Genomic DNA, 19496 nt, shown 5'->3' on the forward strand with positions numbered 1-19496 from the left:
GGCGCGAACGGGGCCGGGGGATCGGCGTCGGGATCGCGGCCGGGCTGAAGCTGACCCCGCTGATCTTCGTCCCCTACCTGCTGTTCAGCCGCCAGGTCCGGGCCGGGGTGACCGCCACCGCGTCGTTCGTCGTGACGATCCTGGTCGGCTTCGTCGTGATGCCCGGCGGCTCGTGGCGGTACTGGCGGCACGACGTCTGGAGCACCAAGCGCATCATCCCGTTCGACGACGCCTGGGGCTTCGACCAGTCCATCCTCGGAGCGCTCAAGCGCGTGCGGCACTACCTCCCCGCGACGCCGCTGTGGCTGCTGCTGGCCGTCGTCACCGGCGTGGTCGGACTGGCCCTCGCGGTCCGCGCGAGCCGTCGCGGCGACGAACTGACCGGCGTCGTCGTCTGCGCGATCACCGGCTTGCTCGTCTCCCCGGTCTCCTGGCCGTTCCACTGGGTGTGGTGCGTTCCGCTGCTCATGCTGGGGGCGGCGCGGGCCTGGGGCGACGGGGGCGCGGGCCGGGAGCGCGAGAAGGCCGGGATCGTCGCGCTGTGGCTGGCGTTCGCCCTCGCCTCGATCTGGACGTTCGCGGTGTTCTTCGACGATCCCGGCAACCCCGGGCCGGTCCTGGTGACGCTGTTCGCCGATCTCTTCGTCCTGATCGGCTTGGGGCTGCTGGTCTTCCTCGGGATCCGTGCCGTTTCGCCCTAGACGGTGATGGCGATCTTGCCGCTGGCGTGATGCCCCAGCACGCGGGTGATGGCACCGGCGGCGTCATCGAGCGGGTAGGCCCGCTCGATGATGGTTTTGGCTTCGCCGGATTCGAGAAGGCGGACGAGAGCGTTCAGGTTCTCGTGGTTGACGGCGAGTGTGACGAACTTGACGTCGGTGGAGCCCTTGCCCATCAGCGCCGCCCGCGCCACCCGGGGCAGGCCCCCCAGCAGCTTTCCGCTGATCCCGAGGCTGTTCGGGATGAACACCCCCTGGGGCGTCAGCAACCGTGCGACGGCCTTCGGCGGGTGGTTCAGCACGTTGTCGAGGATGACGTCGTACCGAGACTCGTTCTTGGTGAAGTCCTGCGTCGCGTAGTCGATCACGTGGTCCGCGCCGAGCGACCGGACCAGCTCGACGTTGCGGGCGCTGCACACTCCCGTCACCTCGGCGCCGAGCGACTTGGCGATCTGGACCGCCATCGTCCCGACGCCGCCTGAGGCTCCGTTGATGAGCACGCGCGTGCCGGGTCCCACGTGCCCCACGTCGCGCATCGCGAGCAGCGAGGTCAGCCCGGTCATGACGGACGCTGCGGCCTCCTCGAAGCTGAGTCCGGCCGGCTTCTTCACGAGCTGGGACGCCGGCACGACGGTGTACTGCGCGAACGTCCCCGGCTTCGAGCTGTTGGCGCTGCCCCACAGGGACCCGAACACCTCGTCGCCGGCTTGGAGATCGGTGACCCCCTGACCTACCGCCTCCACCATGCCGGCGACGTCGCTGCCCCGGATCGGCTGCTTCGGCCGCCGAAGCCCGGCCTGCGCGCGGAGGACGTAGGGCACCCCCGCGACGGTGGCCGAGTCCGGGGTGTTGACGCTCGTGGCCCGGACGCGGATGAGGACGTCGTTGTCGCCGGGTACGGGTCTGGCGGTGGTCTGATCGAGCTGGAGAACGCGCTCCGGCGCTCCGTAGCCGCGCTGGACGATGGCCTTCATCGTGGGTGGATCGGTCGTCATGGGCCTGCCCCCTTCTCGGCCTTACTGTGTAAGGATGTCCCTTACGTTGTAAGGTTAGGCCTTACGGTGTAAGGGCGTCAAGGGAGGTCTCCGCGAAGGTCTCCTTGAACGACAGGAGCCGGCTTCGGGAGGATGGGCCCATGAAGATCGCCGGACCGGGCAAGACAGGTGCCGAACGCCGCACTCCGCTGACCAGGGAGCGGGTGGTGGCGGCCGGCATCGGGCTGGCCGACCGGGAGGGCATCGAGTCGATCAGCATGCGCAGGCTCGCGCAGGAGCTGGGCGTCGAGGCGATGTCCCTCTACACCCACGTGCGCACCAAGGATGACCTGCTCGACGGCATGGTCGACGCGGTGATCGGCGAGATCCCGACGAGCGCTGTTGACGGCGCCGGCGGTGCAGACGGTGCCGATTGGAAGACGTCACTGCGTCAGATGGCACTCGCCGCACGCGGTGTCGTCCTGGCCCACCCCTGGGCCCCGCAGCCGATCGAGACGCGAGCCGCACCGGGACCCGCCGCGCTCCGGTACATCAACGCCGTCCTCGGCGTCCTGCGTGAGGGCGGCTTCACCGTCGCCCAGGCGCATCACGCCCTGCACGTCCTCGGCAGCCGCCTACTCGGGTTCACGCAGATGCTCTTCGACGACTCCGGAGACGGCGACCCCGAAACGGCCGCCGCCGTCGCCGACCAACTCGCCCCCACCCTCCCGTACATCGCCGAGATGGCCCTCGCCGTCGCCCATACCGGCGTCCTCGGGCCCTGCGACGACGACGCCGAGTTCGCGTTCGCACTCGACTTCATCCTCGACGGCCTGGAGCGGCTGCTCCAGCGCGGCTGACTCGGCTGCCGACCGCGCTCGGACGTCGGGCCGTCGCGGACCTAGCCCGCGGCGGGCAGGTCGACCGGGTAGTCGACGCCCTTGTCGGCGGACGCGGAGACGGCCTGCCACGCTTCCGCCTCGGCGATCTGGCTGCGGGAGTAGTCCAGCGCCATCCCGACCGCCCCGGCGCCGAGCAGGAGGTGGCCGGGCAGGTTGTCGGCGTGCACGATCCGCACCAGGATCTCCGCGGCCCGGTCGGGGTCGCCCTGCACGACGACGGCGCCGCCGCCGCTGCGTATCAGGTCGCTCATGGTCCCGACGGTCTGCCGGTAGTCCTCGGGGACGTCCTCGACCCGCATCGACGAGCCGGCCCAGTCGGTCGCGAACCCGCCCGGCTCGACCACGACGTACCGGATGCCGAACGGCGCGGTCTCGGCCGCGAGGACGCGCGTGAATCCGTCGACGGCGAACTTCGCCGCCTGGTAGGAGCCCAGTCCCGGGGTGTGTCCGACGCGTCCGCCGATCGAGGAGAACTGGATCACGACGCCCGCGCCCTGCTTCTTCAGCATCGGCAGCGCGGCGCGCGAGACGTTGTAGACGCCCCAGAAGTTGGTGTCGAACTGGCGGCGGAAGTCGGCATCGTCGGTGGTCTCGACGGGGGAGAGGTTGGCATAGCCGGCGTTGTTGACCACCACGTCGATCCGTCCGAACTTCGCGACCCCGGCGGCCAGCGCGGCCTCGGCCGCGGCGGCGTCGGTCACGTCCAGCGCCACCGGGAGCACCCGGTCGCCGTACTCGGCGGCCAGGTCGGCGAGCTGTTCGGGCCGCCGGGCGGTGGCCACGACGTTGTCGCCGGCCCGGAGGGCGGCGGCGGCCAGGGAGCGGCCGAAGCCGCGGGAGGAGCCGGTGACGAACCAGGTTTCAGGCTGTGTGCTCATGGCTCTAGTGCAACACGGTTGCACTAATACTGCAACTCGGTTGCGGTAGTTTTCTGCTGGACGGTCCCTACTGCAACTAGGTTTCGATAAGGTGGTACCCTGGACGGGTGACCGGAGTTGACTTCGAACGTGCCCGAACCCCCGAGGCCAAGCGCGCCAGGCAGGACGCCATCCTGGCGGCGGCCGCGCGGCTCGCCACGGCCAACGGTGTGCGCGAGGTGACGGCCAGCGCCGTCGCCGACGAGGTCGGCATGCACAAGTCGGCGATGCTGCGCTACTTCGAGACCCGCGAGGACATCTTCCTGCGGCTGGCGGCCGAGGCCTGGGGCGAGTGGTCGACGGCGGTGCGTGCCGAGCTCGAAGCCCTCGACGCCGGCCCTGCCGCTGCTGTCGGACGTCACGAACAGGACGACGCCGCGCACGCCGCCGCTGCAGTCCTCGCGCACTCCCTGGTGTCCCGTCCGCTGTTCTGCGACCTGCTCGCACACACCCCGCTGAACTTGGAACGCAACGTCTCATTCGAGAGGGTCAAGGCGTTCAAGACGCGAGCGATCGCCGCCGTGGCCGAGATCGCCGCCACCCTCTGCACGGTCACCCCGTTGCGCCTCGACCAGGCGCGCAGCGTCGTCGCCACCGCCACTTCCATGGCCGGTGCGATGTGGCAGATGGCCGCCCCGAGCACGAACCTGCGCGCCTTCTACGAATCCGAACCCGAACTCGCCCACGCCGTCGTCGACGTCGAGCCCTCCCTGACCGACATCATCAGTGCCCTGATCACCGGCTACGCCGCGCGCTCGACCTGGCCCGCGTCGAACTGAGACTCAGCCGGTCGCGGCGGACGGACCTGCCGGGGGAGCGGTGTCGAGCGTGGTCAGCAGGGCCTGGAGCCGGTTGGCCTCGGCGGCGAGGCGGGCGGCGTCCAGCAGGATCGTCGCCGGTGTGCCGTCCTGCGCCGCGCGCCATGTCGCCAAAGCGCCGTCCAAGTCCGTCGAGCTGACCGTCTCCCCGTCGCGGACCTGCCCGGCGGTGGCGAGCAGCGCGTCGCGCATCGTGCGCGCGAACGCTGAGGCGGCCGGTCGCGCCGGTTCGTCGTCAGGAGGTAGATGCGTCTGCACGACGACCGCCGCCTCGAACAACCGGGCCAGGGCGTGGTGCGCGCGGGTGAGTCCTTCGCGGCTGGGGCCTCGGTCGCGTACCGGCTCCTGTGCGGCGGCCAGCGCGGCGGATTCCAGCGCGAGGTAGGCGTCGCGCGAGTCGAGCAGGGCTTCGCGGGCTCGTCTGCGGCTGCTCGCCCCCGGCTCGGCGACCGCCTCGATCGCCGACGCGGCGTACGTCCCGGTGGTCTCGATCAGGTCGGCCAGCCGGCCGGCGAGCGTGACGGTCTGCCAGGACGGCCACAGCGCGTACGAGGTGAAGATGATCAGTCCGCCGAGCAGCGTCAGCGCGACGCGCTCGCGCACGGTGCTGGCCAGCGCGAGCCCGTCCATGGAGAGCAGGAAGACGATGTAGGCGGTGATCAGGGTGCTGGCGACCAGGTAGCCGGACTGCATCACCAGGTACAGCGCCCCGGTGCAAGCGACGGCCAGCACTGCGGCCACCCACGGGTCCGGGTGGAAGAGCAGCACGACGGTCGAGGCGATGGCGACGCCGACCAGCGTGCCGGCGAAGCGTGCGACGCCGCGGCCGAAGGTCTGCGAGAAGTCCGGGCGCATCACCATCACGACGGTCAGCGCGGCCCAGTAGCCGTGCTGCACGTTGAACAGCTTGCAGATCCCGTCGGTCACCGCCACCACCACGGCCACGCGCAGTGCGTGCCGTAGGATCGGGGAGTCGCGGCGCAGTTCGCGTCGTACCGTGCGCCATGCCTGGTCCAGACGCTGGCGGGTGCCCGGCCGACGCAGGAAGCCGTGATGTCCGGCGCGGTCGTCGTCCCCTTCATCGGTCTGCCGCAGCACCGCGTCGACCTGGGTGAGCAGGTCGATCAGCTTCTCGGCCGCGTTCTGCGCCGCTTCTCCCGCGATGCTGTCCCGCGCCGCCTTCTCCATCGCCGTGAGCAGCGCGGTCGAAGGCGGCACGACCGATCCGCTGCGGATCGAGCCGGCGGCGGTGTCCAGCACGTTGGCCGCGGCCAGGAGCAGGTCGCGGATCTGCGCGCGTTCGGCGTCGGGCATCTGGCCGGGCGGTTTGGCGAGCACGGCCAGCACGGCGCGGACCTGGTCCATCAGCACCCGGATACCCGAGAGTTCGGACGGTCTGCGGCGCGCCTGACGCGGGGTGAGCGTAGCGGCGGCCCGGGCCTGGGCCAGCGCGTTGGGGTCGAAGACCGCGTCCTGGTCCCGGCTCAGGCGGCGCGCGTAGTCGGCGACCGAGGCGCAGGCGTCGGCCAGCGCGCCGCGCTGCGCGCTCCAGGAGCGGTCGGGCCAGGCCAGCGCCAGGACCACCTGCACCGCCCCGCCGACGCCGATGAGCAGCGCGAACTGGACGGCGTCGGCGAAGTCGCGCGGCGGGCGCACGATCGTGAGCATGACCGGCACGGTCATCGACGCGGCGATCCCGGGCGCGGCGCCCAGCGCCCAGAACATCGCCGCCCCGAACGCCCACAGCGCGAGCACGAGCACGAACAGCGCGGGCCACGGCGCCACCGCGTTGCCCACGAACGCGCCGACGAACAGGCCGAGCGCGGTCGAGGCGGTCAGCCCCGGCCCGCGCCGGTAGCCGGGCAGCACGGTGGTCATCCCGGTCAGCTGCGCACCGAGCGCGGGCAGCACGGCATGAGCCGGCCCGAGCCAGGCCAGCGCGCCGAACACGGCGATCGCCACACCGCACCCGGAGCGCAACGCGCCCCAGGGATCGTTGAACGCCCGCTCGACGCGCATACCGGACCGGGAGGCAGTCTTGATCGAGCGGTACCAGGCCGCGCCGAGTCCGCTCACTCCCTCGGTTCCGGAAACCGCCCGCGTCGACCGTGCCACATCCACCAGTGTCCCGGGGCCGCCAGCCGACGCGCACGACCGTTGACAGGTGATTCATGTCATGCCGACCGTTTCATCCGGCGCGCGATGGTTACGAGGACGCCTCACGTGATCGAGACATCCGCAGAGAGGAACCGCCATGAGCGTCGGTGACAAGGCCAAGCACGCTGCCAAGGACGCCAAGGGGAAGATCAAGGAAGCCGCCGGCAGGGCCGCCGGGAACGAGCGCATGCAGGCCGAGGGCCAGGCCGAGCAGGACGAGGCCCGGGCCGCGCACGCCGCCGACAAGGCGAAGGACACCGCGAAGAACGTCGGGCAGGGCGTCAAGGGCAAGGCCAGGGAGGTGGCCGGGGCCGTCACCGACGACGACGGCATGGAGGCCAAGGGCAAGGTCGAGCAGCTGACCGCGCGGGCCAAGCAGCATCTGAACAAGTGACGCGTTGAGGCTGGGCTGCTGGCTCCGGCTGTTTGGCCGGGGCTGGCCCGCTCAGCTTTCCCGCTTTACAAGTCGGCGCCGCCGTAAGCCCAGCCGTCAGCAAATCCGCGGCAGCGGATCCCCCACCAGCACATCGATGATCCGGTGCCCGCCGAACCCGGTCCGCCCGAGCACGCGCCCCGGCGGCTCGGCCCGCACCTCGCCGATCAGCGCCGCGTCGGCGCCCCCTTCGCTGCGGCGCATCGCCTCCAGCGCCGCATCCGCGGCCTCCGGGGCGACGAAGGCCACGAGTTTGCCCTCGTTCGCCACGTAAAGCGGATCGATGCCCAGGATCTCGCACGCTCCCGTCACCTCCGGGCGCACCGGGAGGCGGTCCTCCGCGATGAGCACGCCGACCTCCGCCGCCACGGCGATTTCGTTCAGAACGGTCGCCACGCCGCCACGGGTGGCGTCGCGCAGGCAGCGGATGCTCGGGCCGCAGGCGTCCAGCATGGCCCGGGCCACCGGCCACAAGCTGCGCGTGTCGCTGCGCACCTCGGCCTCCAGGTCCAGGTTGCCGCGCGCGAGCATGATGGCCACGCCGTGGTCGCCGATCGAGCCGGAGACCAGCACCTTGTCCCCGGGCCGGACGCGCGCCGGGTCCAGGCGCGCGTCCTCGTGCAGCACGCCGATCCCGGTGGTCGTGAGGTACATGCCGTCGCACTTGCCGCGCTCGACCACCTTGGTGTCGCCGGTCGCCACCCGGACGCCGGCCTGCGAGGCCGCGGCGGCGATAGCGCTCACCTGTTCCTGAAGCACCTCGGCCGGCAGCCCCTCCTCCAGGATCATCGCCAGCGCCAGCTCCAGCGGCCGCGCGCCGCTGACCGCGAGGTCGTTGACCGTGCCGTTGACGGCCAGATCGCCGATGGTGCCGCCCGGAAAGCTCAGCGGCCGGACCACGAACGCGTCCGTGGTGAAAGCCAGGCGCGCGCCGTCGATCGCCAGCGGCGCGGCGTCGCTCAGCGACGACGGCGCGCTCGCCCCGAGCAGCGGCACGACCAGACCCTCGATCAGCGCCCGGCTGGCCTTGCCACCGGCGCCGTGCGCCATGGTGATCCGGTCGTCGCGGAAGCGCTGCGGCCGGCGCCGCACGGCCTCGATCCGCTCGCCGACTTCCTCCTCGGTGAGGACCTTCGCCATCGCTACTCCCGTCGAAGAACCGTGAACCACGTGTGCGGGTATCTCAGAGGACTTGCAGATCGAGGCGTTCGCGGGAGTACTGCCCGAAGTTGTAGTAGGCAGCGCAGGCGCCTTCGGAGGAGACCATGCAGGTGCCGATCGGCGTCTCCGGCGTGCACGCCGTCCCGAACACCTTGCACTCCCACGGCTTGAGCACCCCCTTGAGCACCTCGCCGCACTGGCACGCCTTCGGGTCCGCGACGCGCACCCCGGGCAGCGCGTACCGCTGCTCGGCGTCGAAGCGCGCGTAGGCGGGGGTGAAGCGCAGCGCCGACTGCGGGATCGAGCCGAGCCCGCGCCACTCGAAGAACGGCCGCAGCTCGAAGACCCGGCTCAGCGCCTGGAGCGCCAGCTCGTTGCCGTCCCAGCGGACCACGCGGCCGTACTGGTTCTCGACCTCGCTGCGGCCCTCGGCGAGCTGCCGCATGATCATGTGCACGGACTGCAGCACGTCCAGCGGCTCGAACCCCGCGCACACCACCGGCTTGCCGTGCTCGCGCGCGATGAACTCGTACGGCCGGCAGCCGATGACCGTCGAGACGTGTCCGGGGCCGATGAAGGCGTCCAGCCGCAGGTCGGGCGAGTCCAGGATGGCCTTGATGGCCGGGATGATCGTGACGTGGCTGCACATCACCGAGAAGTTCTCGACGCCCTCCTGCTCGGCGCGCAGCACGGTCAGTGCGGTCGACGGCGCGGTGGTCTCGAAGCCGATCGCGTAGAACACGACCTGCCGGTCCGGGTTCTCCCGCGCGATGCGCAGCGCGTCCAGCGGCGAGTACACCATGCGGATGTCGGTGCCGCGGGCGTTGGCCTCCAGGAACGAGCCACGGCCGCCGGGGACGCGCATCATGTCGCCGAAGCAGGTGAGGATCACGCCGGGCTGCTCGGCGATCGCGATGCCGTCGTCCACGCGCCCCATCGGGATCACGCAGACCGGGCAGCCGGGGCCGTGGACGAGCTCGATGTTCTCCGGCAGCAGGTCGTGGACGCCGTAGCGGTAGATGGCGTGCGTGTGGCCGCCGCAGACCTCCATGAACTTGTAGTGCCGTCCCGGCTCGGTGAGGGCGGCGATCTGCGCGGACAGCGCGCGGGCCAGATCGGGGTCGCGGTATTCGTCGACGAAGCGCATCGCGCCACTCCTGTCTTGTCAGACTTCGGACACGGGCTCGGCGGGTAGCAGTTCGATGGCGACTCCGGCATGCACCAACACCCGATCGCCGACGCCGACCGGGCCGACGAACTCCAGCGCGACGCTTTCCTCGCGGCCGTCAGTGTCACGGCAGCAGGCGTCGGCCCCTGCGATCGAGACCACGGTCAGCGGCACCGCCACATCACCGCAGGTGATGCACTCGCCGTCGACGGAACAGGCCGCGGCCTCGCCGGTGCCGTCGTCGATCCGCCGCGCGCTCACACCGGATCCGATTCCGCCACGGCCTGCAACTCCTCGTCGAAGGCCTGGCCCATCATCTCCAGCACGGCCAGCGCCTCGGCCGCCTCCCGCTCGTCCACCTTCGACATGGCGAAGCCGACGTGGATCAGGACCCAGTCGCCGGGGGCCAGCGTGCCGCGGTCCAGCAGCCCGATGTTGATCTTCCGCTTGACGCCGACCACGTCGATCACGGCCAGCTGCTCATCGGTGTCCGGCAGGATCTCGGCGACCTGTCCGGGGATGGCCAGGCACACGGCTCAACGGTCCTTTCGGAACTCGACCCACTGCAGCACCAGCTCGTCGCCGCCCTCGGTGGCGACGTCCGTGCTGTGGCAGTCCGGGCAGGTCGGCGCGGCCTCGGCGGCCTCGAACGCGGCCGGGCACGCGGCGCACGTGGCGCGCACCGGCGAGATCTGCACCTCGGTCTGCGCCCCGGCCGCGACCCCGCCATCGGCGACCAGCTGGAAGGACTGCTCGAACGCGGCGGGGGAGATCCGGTGCAGGGTCCCGACCAGGACCCCGATCCGGGCCACCGGCCGGCCCTCGGCGCGGCGCTCCACGGCCTCCAGAACGCCGGTGCAGTAACCGATCTCGTGCATGTCACATGCTCCTCATCTTCAGGTAGCGCATGACGTCCGGGAGCGAGCGCACCGCCAGTACCGAGGCGGCCACGCCGATCGCGGTCAGCGCCGTCGCGCTCAGCACACCGAGTAGCTTCATGTCAGACACCTTTCGCGGCGCTCGGCTGTTGTACCGGTTTGGCGGAGATAAGCACCCGGATGGCAGACAGCGCTGTGTCGACGGCCGCGGCGACCTCCGGGCTCAGCCCGATGCCCTCCTCGACGTCGCGCGGTTCGCAGCCGACCACGTGCGTGCGCGGCGGCAGCCGGCCGCCGAGGGTGCCCAGGCTGGCCAGGACCGAGACCGGGTTCATGCCGTGCGCGTCGAACTCGCCGTCGCCGAGGTCCGCCTCGCCGACTTCCAGGACGGTGACGTCCCCGGGCGCACCGCCGTGCGGCAGGGCGTCGACGAGCACTAGGGCGTCGTAGCCGTCGAGGAGGTCGAAGGCCAGGTGCATGCCGCGGATGCCGTAGTCGACCACGGTCACGCCCTCGGGCAGCGGCTCGGCGGCCAGGCGCCGGGCGGCCTCGGAGCCGAAGCCGTCGTCGCCGAGGAAGACGTTGCCGATACCGGCGACCAGGACGCGCGGGCTCATCGCAGGGGTTCCAGTTCGTCGGGGGCGAAGTAGTGGTAGCGGCCGTACCAGGCGTGCAGGTCGTTGCCGGGGTCGGCGTCGAGGGTGACGGCGACGTGGGTGCCGCCGTCGACGTCGTGCAGGACGGCGGTCACGGTGGCGTTCTGTCCTTCCAGGAACATGTCCTGGGCGTCGGCGCGGCGCAGGGGACGCAGGCGGACGCTGCTGCCTTTGCGCACGGTGACGCCGGCGACGAGGACGGTGTCGTGCTCGGGCGCTACGGAGGCGTCCGCGGCCGGATCCCACCAGGGGGTGTCGGTGGTGATGGTGGTTTCGGGGGCGGCTTCGGTGCCAGCGTTCGCGTTCGCGTCGGCGTCGCCGTCGGTCGGGTCGCGCACCGTGCCGTGCAGCCCGGCGAGCGTCGCGTCGGTCATGGTCTCGCAGCGATCGATGATCTCGGCCGCGCGCGGATCGGTGCCCCGGGCCTGAGCCTTCTCGTCAACGGTCAGCGTCCGCACGCGCAGCGCCAACATCTCGTCGATCTCCGTGGCGTCGAAGAAATCCCCGGCGCTCTCCGGCGCGATGCTGGGCCGGTCGGACAGGATGATCGGCGACACGAGCGCCAGGTCGTCCGGGCCGCCTTCGGCCTCGAGCAGCACCGGCCACCAGCGGTGATGCTCACACGCCGCCGAAGCGCTGGCGGCCCACGCCGGGGGATCGGTCGGGGACAGGAACCGGCCGCCACGCACGCGGGCCACGAGGTGCGCCCCGGCGAACGAGGCGCGCGCGGCGATGTCGCGGGCGGCGGTGCGCGGGGCTTGGCCGGTGGCGGCTGGGTTCCAGGAGAGCAAGTTCTCGACGGCGATGTCGAGGATGACCAGCGGCCTGCCCGCCTCGATGTGCCGCACCGAGACCCTGACCTGACCGGTCAACGGCTCGCGGGTGCGGACCAGGCGTCCGGCGAGACGGCTGCCGTCGTACAGAACTTCGGTCTCCTCACCGCCGGCGATCTCGACGGGGAACACCGCATCGGTGGTGATGTCGGGGATCGATACCTCGCGGACGACCGCCTCGTGCCAGGGGACCCACTGCGCGTCTCCGGTGTGCAGAGCCTCGACCGGCGCGAAGCCGGATCCGGTGGCACGCTCGACGGTCCGGGACTGCGGGTGCAGGAAGCGCAAGGTCAAGTCTGTGGCAATGCTGGTGTCCGGCTCCGGCGCGACCAGCAGCGAGGTCCGCGCCCCGCATTCCTCCCCGACCCCCGCCTCGACGGCGCCGACCGGCCCCAGCATCCCGAACTGCCAGCGAAGCTGGTTCTTCGCCGACGTCGACCGATACGGGTACAGGATGTAACCCTCGAACAGGATCGCGTCGGCCACGCGGCGCGCGTCGGCCAGGCGCCGTTCGTCCCGGGTCCGCGATGAGCCCGGCGCGGCGGCCGTGGGGATGTGGCCGGTCATCGCGAAGCCTCCAGTTCCTCGGCCGGCAGCAGCTCGGCGAACACCCGGTCCCAGCCGATCAGGCCACGTTCCGTCCGATACCTGCCGAGCCGTCGCAACGTCTCGCGGTCCAGGCGGATCCAGCCGCTGTTCGGGAAGTGGGCGTCCATCAGCTCGTGCCACACGCGGATCGGCATGCGGTATCGGGCCTCCAGGTGCCACGGGATCTGCTCCACGCCGAAGCCGGACTCGCCGCGGGTGAACACCGTGCCGCTGAACTGAAGGCTCAGCGGGACTTCGCCGTTGCCGAGCGCCTGCAGGTACTTGGCCGCAGCCACCTCGAAGTCGTACGTGCACGGCAGGGGCAGGTCGACGTCGACCGCTTCCGTGAACCCCGGCACCATCACAGAGGTCTGCGTCCACAGCAGGGGTTTGAGGGTCTCGCCCCACCGGGACGCGACGCCGAACAAGTCGGCCAGATCGGTCTTCTCCGCCGGTTCGTAGGAGCGCCGCTGCGGCTCGATGCGGACCTGGCAGCGCAGGGCGATCGCGTGGATGCGTGCGCCGGTGGCCTCGGTGATGTGCAGGCGTACGGCCAGATTCGGCGCGGCGGCGTACGGCTCGGGCTTGACGTCCAGGACGGTGAAAGCGAATTCGGACACTGCTACCGCACCGCCTTGCGCTCGACATCGGCAAAGAATTCCGCAACGCGCGCATGGGCCTCAGGCCCGCCGTCGAAGCCGCGCCACAGCGTCCGCAGATGCCCCACCAACGCGTAGCACACGTCGATCGGGACGACGAAGCGCTCGAAGCCGCCGTCCTGCGCCCGGATCAGCACCGCCTCCACATCCGGCGCGGCTCCGGCGAACGCCTCGGTCACCTCGACCGACAGGTCCGCCTCCGTGACGCCGGCCGGCCCGGGGTAGCAGACGACGGCGCGGTCCTGCCGCGAGTTGCGGAAGACGAACGCCAGGCCGACCGGCACTTCCAGGCTGTCCCACTCAGTACGCGACAACGCCGAGAGCGCCGCATAACGCTCGGGCACCGTGCGGTAGGCCAGCGCGGCGTCCGGATACTCGAACAGCAGCGAGCACGGACGGCACGCGCACAGCAGCGCGCGGCTGTCCAGGTTCACGACGTGGCGGTGCTCGGGCGGAACCGGCGTCGCACACAGTTCGCAGCGTTCGGGGACGGTCGGCGCCGCCGAGTCAGCCGGAGACTGTGCCCCAGAATTCGCGCGCTCCTGCCCTGGAGCCTCGGCGGCGCGGATTCGGCGCAGTACGGCCAGCGGATCGGCGCTGTGCTCGGCGGTGGCGCGGCTCATGTGCGCACCGTCGCCCGCTTCGGCATCAGCGTTTCCAGCGGGATGAAGGCTGGTGTGCCGGACTGAGCCGCTTCGACATGGACATCGGCATCCGGCGCCGCCTCCTCAACAGCCGCACGCACCATGTCGACAACCGCCGCAGAACCGCAGCCCGACGCGACCACGCTCACCCGCACCGTCCCGTCCTCCGACACCGTCGCCGCGGCCTCGGCACTGTGCCGTTCCAGACGCAGCGACGCGAGCGCGCGCTCGACTCGCTCCTGAACGCTGTACGGATGCAGCCCATGTACCAGCAGCAAACTGCCTACCAGCCGATCATCCGCGAGCCGCGCGAGCAGGTCGTCGGTCAGCGACCCGGCATCATCGGCGAGGTCGAGCACACGCTCCAACACCTCGCCGTAGAGGTCCGTGAGCAGACGCACCAGTTCCCGCGCGTCCTCCCGGGCCACCGGACTCTCCGGTGCGCCACCCTCCAGTACACGCTCCAACCGCTCGCCGACCTCGACCAGCCGGTCCGGCGTTGCCTCCGCCGCGACCGGCCGGTCCGCATGAACCGGCCGGACCACGGCCTCCTCCCGCGCCGTCACTCCGGCGACGCCATCGTCGGCGTGTGCAGCTTCTGCACCGTCTTCCCGCCGCCGAGGTACATGTGCACCCCGCACGGCAGACACGGGTCGAAGCTGCGCACCGTGCGCATCACGTCGATGCCCTTGAACGCGTCGCCCTTGTTCTCCTCGAACAACGGCTGGTCCTGCACCGCGTCCTCATACGGCCCGGGCGTCCCGTACGAGTCGCGCGGGCTGGCGTTCCACGGCGTCGGCGGGTACGGGTGGTAGTTCGCGATCTTCCCGTCCCGGATGACCATGTGGTGCGACAGCACGCCGCGCACCGCCTCGGTGAAGCCGCAGCTGATCGCCTCGTCCGGCACCTCGAACTTCTCCCAGGTCTTGGTGCGCCCGGCGCGGATCTCCTCCAGCGCCTTCTCGGCGAAGTGCAGCGCGCACGCGGCCGCGTAGGCCTGGAAGTACGTGCGGGCCCGGTTGCGTTCGAGGGTGTTGCTCCACTTCGGGATCTTCCACTCGAACGTGACCGGCGGCTTCAGCGCGGTCTTCGGCAGCTCGATCAGGACGCTGTGACCGGTGGCCTTGACGTACCCGATGTCGACGAGCCCGGACAGCGCCGTCGACCACAACCGCGCGATCGGCCCGCCGCCGGTGTCCAGCGCCAGGTAGTCCTTGCCGTCGTACCAGCGCGGCGACATCACCCAGCTGTACTTGTCCTCCAGGTCCCGCTTGGCCGGCCGCGGGTTCGTGTGCTGGTTCCACGGGTGCCGCGGGTCGACCGGGTTGCCGAGCGGGTCGTGGGTGACGAAGACCTCCTGGTCCTTCCAGTCCTCGTAGTACGAGCTGCCGAGCAGGATCCTGATACCCAGGTTGATGTCCACCAGGTCGTTGGTGACCAGCTTGCCGTCGACCACGACGCCCGGGGTGACGAACATCTTGCGACCCCAGTCGCTCATGTCCGCGTAGGAGAAGTTGCAGTACTCCGGGTCCTGGAACGAGCCCCAGCAGCCCAGGAGCGTCCGGCGCAGCCCGACGTTCTCGTACCCGGGCAGCGCCTCGTAGAAGAAGTCGAACAGGTCGTCGTGCATCGGCACGACCGCCTTCATGAACTCCACGTAGCGCATCAGGCGGGACATGTAGTCCGTCATGAGCTGGATGGTCGCGACCGTCCCCACGCCGCCGGCGTACAGCGTCGAGGGGTGGACGTGCCGGCCCTCCATCAGGCAGAACATCTCCCGCGTGGACCGGCTGACCTGCAGCGCCTCGCGGTAGAACTCGCCGCTGAACGGGTTCAGGGCGCGCATGATGTCCGCGATGGTCCGGTAGCCGTGCGCGTCGGCGTGCGGCGCCGGGGTGTTCTCCGCCTTGGCCAGGACCGAGGGGTTGGTCTCCTTGACCATCCGCTCGCAGTAGTCCACGCCGACCAGGTTCTCCTGGAAGATGTTGTGGTCGAACATGTACTCCGCGGCCTCGCCGAGGTTCACGATCCACTCGCCGAGGTGCGGCGGCTTCACGCCGTAGGCCATGTTCTGCGCGTAGCAGGAGCAGGTGGCGTGGTTGTCGCCGCAGATGCCGCAGATGCGGCTGGTGATGAAGTGCGCGTCGCGCGGGTCCTTGCCCTTCATGAACAGGCTGTAGCCGCGGAAGATCGACGAGGTGCTGTGGCACTCCGGCACCGTCATGTTCTTGAAGTCGATCTTCGTGTAGATGCCCAGGCTCCCGACGATCCGGGTGATGGGGTCCCAGGCCATTTCCACCAGGCCGTCGGAGGAGGCTTTGGCGTGTTTGCTCGTCGTGGCGGTCATGCGGTTCGTCCCCTCGGGGGTCATCCGGGTTTCGGGATGGAGTCGGGATCTTCGGGATGGAGCCGGGGTCTTCGGGATGGAGTCGTTGCCGGACTCTTGTCGGCCGCCTACCAGGTGCGCTTCGCGCCGGTGGTCAGCTTCTCGCCGGTGTGCCGCCACTTCGGCTCGTGGTCGGCGCTGTCCTCAGTGATGTGGCGCAGCTTGCGGATCACCTTCCCGTAGGCGCCGGAGGCCAGGGTGGACACGGTCGCGCCGGGCGGCTCGTCCATGAACGGCATGAACTTGTCGGGGAAGCCGGGCATCGTGCAGCCGATGCAGATCCCGCCGACGTTCGGGCAGCCGCCGACGCCGTTGATCCAGCCGCGCTTGGGCACGTTGCAGTGCACGACCGGCCCCCAGCAGCCCAGCTTCACCAGGCAGGTCGGGGTGCCGTACTCGCTGGCGAACTGGCCCTGCTCGTAGTAGCCGCCGCGGTCGCAGCCCTCGTGCACGGTCGCGCCGAACAGCCACTGCGGGCGCAGCTTGTCGTCCAGCGGGATCATCGGCGCCTGGCCGGTGGCCTGGTACAGCAGGTAGGTGATGGTCTCGCTCAGGTTGTCCGGCTGGATCGGGCAGCCCGGCACGCACACGATCGGGATGTCGGCCTTGGACCTCCAATCCCAGCCCAGGTAGTCCGGGACGCCCATCGCGCCGGTCGGGTTGCCGGACATCGCGTGGATGCCGCCGTAGGTCGCGCACGTCCCGACCGCCAGCACCACGGTCGCCTTCGGGGCCAGCCGGCTCACCCATTCGGCGGTGGTGATCGGCTGTCCGGTCCGCGGATCGGTCCCGAACGCGGCCCAGTAGCCCTCGTCCTTGATCGCCTCGTTCGGGATCGAGCCCTCGACCACCAGCACGAACGGTTCCAACTCGCCGCGGTCGGCCTTCCAGAACCACTCCAGGAAGTCGTCCGCGCCGCCGGTCGGGCCGCACTCGTAATCGATCAGCGGCCAGTGCACGGCCACCTTCGGCAGCCCGGGAAGCGCCCCGAGCGCGATCTCCTCGATGCTCGGCTGGGTGGCCGCCGTCAGGGCGACCGAGTCCCCGTCGCAGCTGAGTCCGGCGTTGATCCAGAGCACGTGGACCAGGGTGTCCTCGGCGAGGACTGCTTCGGCTGTCGGCATGATCGCCTCCGGTTCGCAAAGACGGTCCGTGCCCGGCACGGACCGACGCGAGGTCCAAGCTACGAAGGTTTGGGGTGGTTCGCCCGCTATTGATAGACCATGAGGATCACCGCTGGCGGGGTCGGAAAACCGGAAATGGCGCGGATCCGCGTCCGCGTCGAAGGGGTCGTGCAGGGCGTCGGGTTCCGGCCGTTCGTGTACGGCGTGGCGTCCCGCCTGGGGCTGGCCGGGTTCGTCGGGAACGACGGCCGGGGGGTGGTGATCGAGGCGGAGGGTGAGGCTGCGGCGCTGGACTGTTTGGTGGACGCGCTGTCCACGCAGGCGCCGCCGCTGGCTCGGGTCGAGCGCGTGACCGTCGAGCCGGCGGCCGTCACCGGCCTGGCCGGGTTCACGATCTCGGCCAGCGACTCTTCCGGCTCACGGACCGTGCTGGTGGCCCCGGACACCGCCACCTGCGTCGACTGCCTGACGGAGATGGCTGACCCCGGCGACCGGCGGCACGCCTACGCGTTCACGAACTGCACCAACTGCGGACCTCGCTACACCATCGTCCGCGAGCTGCCTTACGACCGGCCGGGGACGACGATGGCGGCGTTCGTGCTGTGCGAGCCGTGCGAGCGTGAGTACCGGGACCCGCTCGACCGGCGTTTCCACGCGCAACCTGTCTGCTGCCCCGACTGCGGGCCGCGGTTGCGGCTGGTTTCCGCCGACTCCGCGCTGATGGCGGGCGATCCGGTGTCGGGTGCCGCTGGCCTTCTCGCTGAGGGCGCGATCGTCGCGATTAAGGGCTTGGGTGGCTACCACCTTGCCGTCGCCGCGTCGAACGAGGAGGCCGTCAGCAATCTGAGGAGCCGCAAACACCGGGAGGAGCGGCCGTTGGCGCTGATGGTCCCGGACATCGAGGCCGCCCGGCGGTTGTGCGTGATCGACGACGTCGAGGAGGCGTTGCTGCTCGACATCGCTCGGCCGATCGTGCTGCTGGAACGCCGTTCCGACGCGGGGATCGCGGCTTCGGTGGCGCCTGGCCAGCGCGGCCTCGGCGTGATGCTGCCCTACTCGCCGTTGCACTACCTGCTAGCTACGGCGCACCCCGATCCGCTGGTGATGACCAGCGGAAATCTGTCCAGCGAACCCATCGCGTACCGCGACGACGACGCGCTGAACCGCCTCGCGGGCATTGCGGACGCCTTCCTGATCCACGACCGCGCCATCCACACCCGCGTGGACGACTCCGTGCTGCGCGCCAGCCGGGGCGGACCGCTGCCGATCAGGCGTTCCCGGGGGTTCGCGCCGGCGCCGCTGACCCTGCCCTGGGAGTTCCCGCGCCACGTGCTGGCCTGCGGTCCCGAGCTGAAGAACACCTTCTGTCTGGCCCGCGGCCGGCACGCTTTCGTCTCCCATCACATCGGTGACTTGGAGAACCACGAGACGCTTCAGTCGTTCACCGAGGGGATCGAACACTTCCGGCGGTTGTTCTCCGTCGCGCCGGAAGTCGTGGTGCACGATCTGCACCCTGAGTACCTGTCGACCAAGTACGCGCTCGAATGCGACGCCGAGCTGCTGGGCGTCCAGCACCACCACGCCCACATCGCGTCGTGCCTGGCGGACAACGAGGTCGCGGACCCCGTCATCGGGGTCGCCTTCGACGGGCTCGGCATGGGTACGGACGGCACGTTGTGGGGCGGCGAGTTCCTGGTCGCGGACTTGGCCGGGTTCACGCGGGCCGCGCATCTGGCGCCGGTGGCGATGCCGGGCGCGGCGCGCGCTGTGCGCGAGCCTTGGCGGATGGCCGCCGCGTATCTCGATGCTGTCTTCGGGCTGCAATGGCCTGACGCGCCGACTTTGAAAGCGTTCCGTGCTCGGCATGAGACACGACTTGACCAGGTGCTGAGCATGGCGCGCGCGGGCTTGAACTCACCGCTGACTTCGAGCGCCGGGCGGCTGTTCGACGCAGTCGCGGCGCTGGCCGGGGTGCGGGACACGGTTTCGTACGAGGGCCAGGCGGCGATCGAGTTCGAGCAGCTCGCCGATCGCTCCGAGCCCGGTCGTTACGGCGCGCGGATCGAGTCGTCGAGCGGTCTGGTCCACGGCTCGGACCTGGTCGCCGCCGCGTTGGCCGATCTCGATGCCGGGGTCGCGGTGCCGGTCGTCGCGGCGCGGTTTCACAACGGTCTGGCGGCGGTGGTCGTCGAGGTCTGCGAACGGCTGCGGCGGGACACCGGGCTGGCCGCGGTCGCCTTGTCGGGCGGCGTGTTCCAGAACGTGCTGCTGGTCGAGCGGTGTGTGGCGGGGCTGGAGGCTGCCGGGTTCAGGGTTCTGACCCATCGTCGGGTTCCGCCGAACGACGGTGGGATCAGCCTCGGCCAGGCCGCGGTGTGCGGGGCTCGGGACCGGCTGAGCTGCTGACCGGTTGGGCTGTTGAGCGGCTGACCTGCTGACCGGTTGCGTGACTGACCTGCTGACCTGCTGGGCGGCGGGG

21 protein-coding genes are annotated in these 19496 nt (G+C 70.6%); 5 read left to right on the forward strand and 16 right to left on the reverse strand.

Annotated features, from left to right (window positions below; all coding sequences use genetic code 11):
- On the forward strand, nucleotides 1-701 hold a 701-nt coding region (locus GWK61_RS39165), incomplete at its 5' end, for a glycosyltransferase 87 family protein (protein WP_194916773.1).
- Here the strand turns inward: GWK61_RS39165 and GWK61_RS39170 are convergent.
- Nucleotides 698-1693: an NAD(P)-dependent alcohol dehydrogenase gene (locus GWK61_RS39170; protein WP_194916789.1), complete on the reverse strand. Its 996-nt coding sequence runs from the start codon at nucleotides 1691-1693 to the stop codon at nucleotides 698-700. The two genes, GWK61_RS39165 and GWK61_RS39170, sit on opposite strands and share 4 nt — an antisense overlap.
- A 161-nt stretch (nucleotides 1694-1854) precedes the next feature.
- Between GWK61_RS39170 and GWK61_RS39175 the strand changes: the two genes are divergently transcribed.
- The gene (locus GWK61_RS39175) at nucleotides 1855-2553 is read left to right on the forward strand and encodes a TetR/AcrR family transcriptional regulator (protein WP_194916774.1); all 699 of its coding nucleotides are present in this window, start codon (nucleotides 1855-1857) and stop codon (nucleotides 2551-2553) included.
- Between the two features lie 41 nt (nucleotides 2554-2594).
- On the opposite strand, the gene GWK61_RS39180 is transcribed toward GWK61_RS39175, so the two are convergent.
- On the reverse strand, nucleotides 2595-3473 hold the full coding sequence (locus GWK61_RS39180; protein WP_194916775.1) for an SDR family NAD(P)-dependent oxidoreductase: 879 nt from the start codon (nucleotides 3471-3473) through the stop codon (nucleotides 2595-2597).
- A 107-nt stretch (nucleotides 3474-3580) separates the two neighbouring features.
- On the opposite strand from GWK61_RS39180, the gene GWK61_RS39185 reads away from it, so the two are divergent.
- A complete protein-coding gene (locus GWK61_RS39185) occupies nucleotides 3581-4291 on the forward strand; it encodes a TetR/AcrR family transcriptional regulator (RefSeq protein WP_194916776.1) in 711 nt (236 codons plus the stop codon).
- Nucleotides 4292-4294: 3 nt separating this feature from the next.
- On the opposite strand, the gene GWK61_RS39190 is transcribed toward GWK61_RS39185, so the two are convergent.
- The gene (locus GWK61_RS39190) at nucleotides 4295-6445 is read right to left on the reverse strand and encodes an FUSC family protein (RefSeq protein ID WP_194916777.1); all 2151 of its coding nucleotides are present in this window, start codon (nucleotides 6443-6445) and stop codon (nucleotides 4295-4297) included.
- Nucleotides 6446-6584: 139 nt separating this feature from the next.
- Between GWK61_RS39190 and GWK61_RS39195 the strand changes: the two genes are divergently transcribed.
- A complete protein-coding gene (locus GWK61_RS39195; protein WP_194916778.1) occupies nucleotides 6585-6881 on the forward strand; it encodes a CsbD family protein in 297 nt (98 codons plus the stop codon).
- 96 nt (nucleotides 6882-6977) lie between these two features.
- Here GWK61_RS39195 and hypE read toward each other — a convergent pair whose 3' ends face one another.
- The 13 genes from hypE to GWK61_RS39255 all read right to left on the reverse strand — a co-directional run bounded on the left by hypE (nucleotide 6978) and on the right by GWK61_RS39255 (nucleotide 17017).
- Nucleotides 6978-8060 (reverse strand): hydrogenase expression/formation protein HypE, encoded by a 1083-nt coding sequence (gene hypE, locus GWK61_RS39200; protein WP_194916779.1) that lies wholly within the window; start codon nucleotides 8058-8060, stop codon nucleotides 6978-6980.
- Between the two features lie 43 nt (nucleotides 8061-8103).
- The gene (gene hypD, locus GWK61_RS39205; RefSeq protein WP_194916780.1) at nucleotides 8104-9228 is read right to left on the reverse strand and encodes a hydrogenase formation protein HypD; all 1125 of its coding nucleotides are present in this window, start codon (nucleotides 9226-9228) and stop codon (nucleotides 8104-8106) included.
- Between the two features lie 18 nt (nucleotides 9229-9246).
- A complete protein-coding gene (locus tag GWK61_RS60050) occupies nucleotides 9247-9510 on the reverse strand; it encodes a HypC/HybG/HupF family hydrogenase formation chaperone (RefSeq protein ID WP_323747956.1) in 264 nt (87 codons plus the stop codon).
- Nucleotides 9507-9782, reverse strand: coding sequence for a HypC/HybG/HupF family hydrogenase formation chaperone (locus tag GWK61_RS39215; RefSeq protein WP_194916781.1), 276 nt, complete (start codon nucleotides 9780-9782; stop codon nucleotides 9507-9509). Before GWK61_RS39215 ends, GWK61_RS60050 begins: the two co-directional genes overlap by 4 nt.
- 3 nt (nucleotides 9783-9785) lie before the next feature.
- Complete coding sequence (locus GWK61_RS39220; protein ID WP_194916782.1) at nucleotides 9786-10127, reverse strand: hydrogenase maturation nickel metallochaperone HypA/HybF; 342 nt, start codon at nucleotides 10125-10127, stop codon at nucleotides 9786-9788.
- Nucleotide 10128: 1 nt separating this feature from the next.
- Nucleotides 10129-10248, reverse strand: a complete 120-nt coding sequence (locus GWK61_RS61615) for a DUF6893 family small protein (RefSeq protein ID WP_438939807.1) — start codon at nucleotides 10246-10248, stop codon at nucleotides 10129-10131.
- Between the two features lies 1 nt (nucleotide 10249).
- A complete protein-coding gene (locus GWK61_RS39225) occupies nucleotides 10250-10744 on the reverse strand; it encodes a hydrogenase maturation protease (protein ID WP_194916783.1) in 495 nt (164 codons plus the stop codon).
- Nucleotides 10741-12183, reverse strand: coding sequence for a hypothetical protein (locus GWK61_RS39230; RefSeq protein ID WP_228563677.1), 1443 nt, complete (start codon nucleotides 12181-12183; stop codon nucleotides 10741-10743). The genes GWK61_RS39225 and GWK61_RS39230 overlap by 4 nt, the downstream gene beginning before the upstream one ends.
- The gene (locus tag GWK61_RS39235; RefSeq protein WP_194916784.1) at nucleotides 12180-12824 is read right to left on the reverse strand and encodes a DUF6084 family protein; all 645 of its coding nucleotides are present in this window, start codon (nucleotides 12822-12824) and stop codon (nucleotides 12180-12182) included. The genes GWK61_RS39230 and GWK61_RS39235 overlap by 4 nt, the downstream gene beginning before the upstream one ends.
- A gap of 2 nt (nucleotides 12825-12826) precedes the next feature.
- The gene (locus GWK61_RS39240) at nucleotides 12827-13486 is read right to left on the reverse strand and encodes a DUF5947 family protein (RefSeq protein ID WP_194916785.1); all 660 of its coding nucleotides are present in this window, start codon (nucleotides 13484-13486) and stop codon (nucleotides 12827-12829) included.
- Complete coding sequence (locus GWK61_RS39245) at nucleotides 13483-14073, reverse strand: NifU-related iron-sulfur-binding protein (RefSeq protein WP_194916786.1); 591 nt, start codon at nucleotides 14071-14073, stop codon at nucleotides 13483-13485. The genes GWK61_RS39240 and GWK61_RS39245 overlap by 4 nt, the downstream gene beginning before the upstream one ends.
- Nucleotides 14070-15854: a nickel-dependent hydrogenase large subunit gene (locus tag GWK61_RS39250; protein ID WP_194916787.1), complete on the reverse strand. Its 1785-nt coding sequence runs from the start codon at nucleotides 15852-15854 to the stop codon at nucleotides 14070-14072. Before GWK61_RS39250 ends, GWK61_RS39245 begins: the two co-directional genes overlap by 4 nt.
- A 107-nt stretch (nucleotides 15855-15961) precedes the next feature.
- Nucleotides 15962-17017: an NADH-quinone oxidoreductase subunit B family protein gene (locus GWK61_RS39255; protein WP_194916788.1), complete on the reverse strand. Its 1056-nt coding sequence runs from the start codon at nucleotides 17015-17017 to the stop codon at nucleotides 15962-15964.
- 99 nt (nucleotides 17018-17116) lie between these two features.
- Between GWK61_RS39255 and hypF the strand changes: the two genes are divergently transcribed.
- On the forward strand, nucleotides 17117-19423 hold the full coding sequence (gene hypF / locus GWK61_RS39260; RefSeq protein ID WP_228563678.1) for a carbamoyltransferase HypF: 2307 nt from the start codon (nucleotides 17117-17119) through the stop codon (nucleotides 19421-19423).
- Nucleotides 19424-19496: the final 73 nt, after the last annotated feature.

The organism is Catenulispora rubra, assembly GCF_015356825.1.
GTDB lineage: Bacteria > Actinomycetota > Actinomycetes > Streptomycetales > Catenulisporaceae > Catenulispora > Catenulispora rubra.

What these genes read in the sequence shown, in the direction of transcription:
- hypD (WP_194916780.1), bottom strand. Translation starts at nt 9,228, where the DNA reads ATGCGCTTCGTCGACGAATACCGCGACCCCGATCTGGCCCGCGCGCTG.
- GWK61_RS39220 (WP_194916782.1), bottom strand. Translation starts at nt 10,127, where the DNA reads ATGCACGAGATCGGTTACTGCACCGGCGTTCTGGAGGCCGTGGAGCGC.
- GWK61_RS39175 (WP_194916774.1), top strand. Translation starts at nt 1,855, where the DNA reads ATGAAGATCGCCGGACCGGGCAAGACAGGTGCCGAACGCCGCACTCCG.
- GWK61_RS39180 (WP_194916775.1), bottom strand. Translation starts at nt 3,473, where the DNA reads ATGAGCACACAGCCTGAAACCTGGTTCGTCACCGGCTCCTCCCGCGGC.
- GWK61_RS39250 (WP_194916787.1), bottom strand. Translation starts at nt 15,854, where the DNA reads ATGACCGCCACGACGAGCAAACACGCCAAAGCCTCCTCCGACGGCCTG.
- hypF (WP_228563678.1), top strand. Translation starts at nt 17,117, where the DNA reads ATGAGGATCACCGCTGGCGGGGTCGGAAAACCGGAAATGGCGCGGATC.
- GWK61_RS61615 (WP_438939807.1), bottom strand. Translation starts at nt 10,248, where the DNA reads ATGAAGCTACTCGGTGTGCTGAGCGCGACGGCGCTGACCGCGATCGGC.
- GWK61_RS39195 (WP_194916778.1), top strand. Translation starts at nt 6,585, where the DNA reads ATGAGCGTCGGTGACAAGGCCAAGCACGCTGCCAAGGACGCCAAGGGG.
- GWK61_RS39240 (WP_194916785.1), bottom strand. Translation starts at nt 13,486, where the DNA reads ATGAGCCGCGCCACCGCCGAGCACAGCGCCGATCCGCTGGCCGTACTG.
- GWK61_RS39230 (WP_228563677.1), bottom strand. Translation starts at nt 12,183, where the DNA reads ATGACCGGCCACATCCCCACGGCCGCCGCGCCGGGCTCATCGCGGACC.
- hypE (WP_194916779.1), bottom strand. Translation starts at nt 8,060, where the DNA reads ATGGCGAAGGTCCTCACCGAGGAGGAAGTCGGCGAGCGGATCGAGGCC.
- GWK61_RS39255 (WP_194916788.1), bottom strand. Translation starts at nt 17,017, where the DNA reads ATGCCGACAGCCGAAGCAGTCCTCGCCGAGGACACCCTGGTCCACGTG.
- GWK61_RS39225 (WP_194916783.1), bottom strand. Translation starts at nt 10,744, where the DNA reads ATGAGCCCGCGCGTCCTGGTCGCCGGTATCGGCAACGTCTTCCTCGGC.
- GWK61_RS39170 (WP_194916789.1), bottom strand. Translation starts at nt 1,693, where the DNA reads ATGAAGGCCATCGTCCAGCGCGGCTACGGAGCGCCGGAGCGCGTTCTC.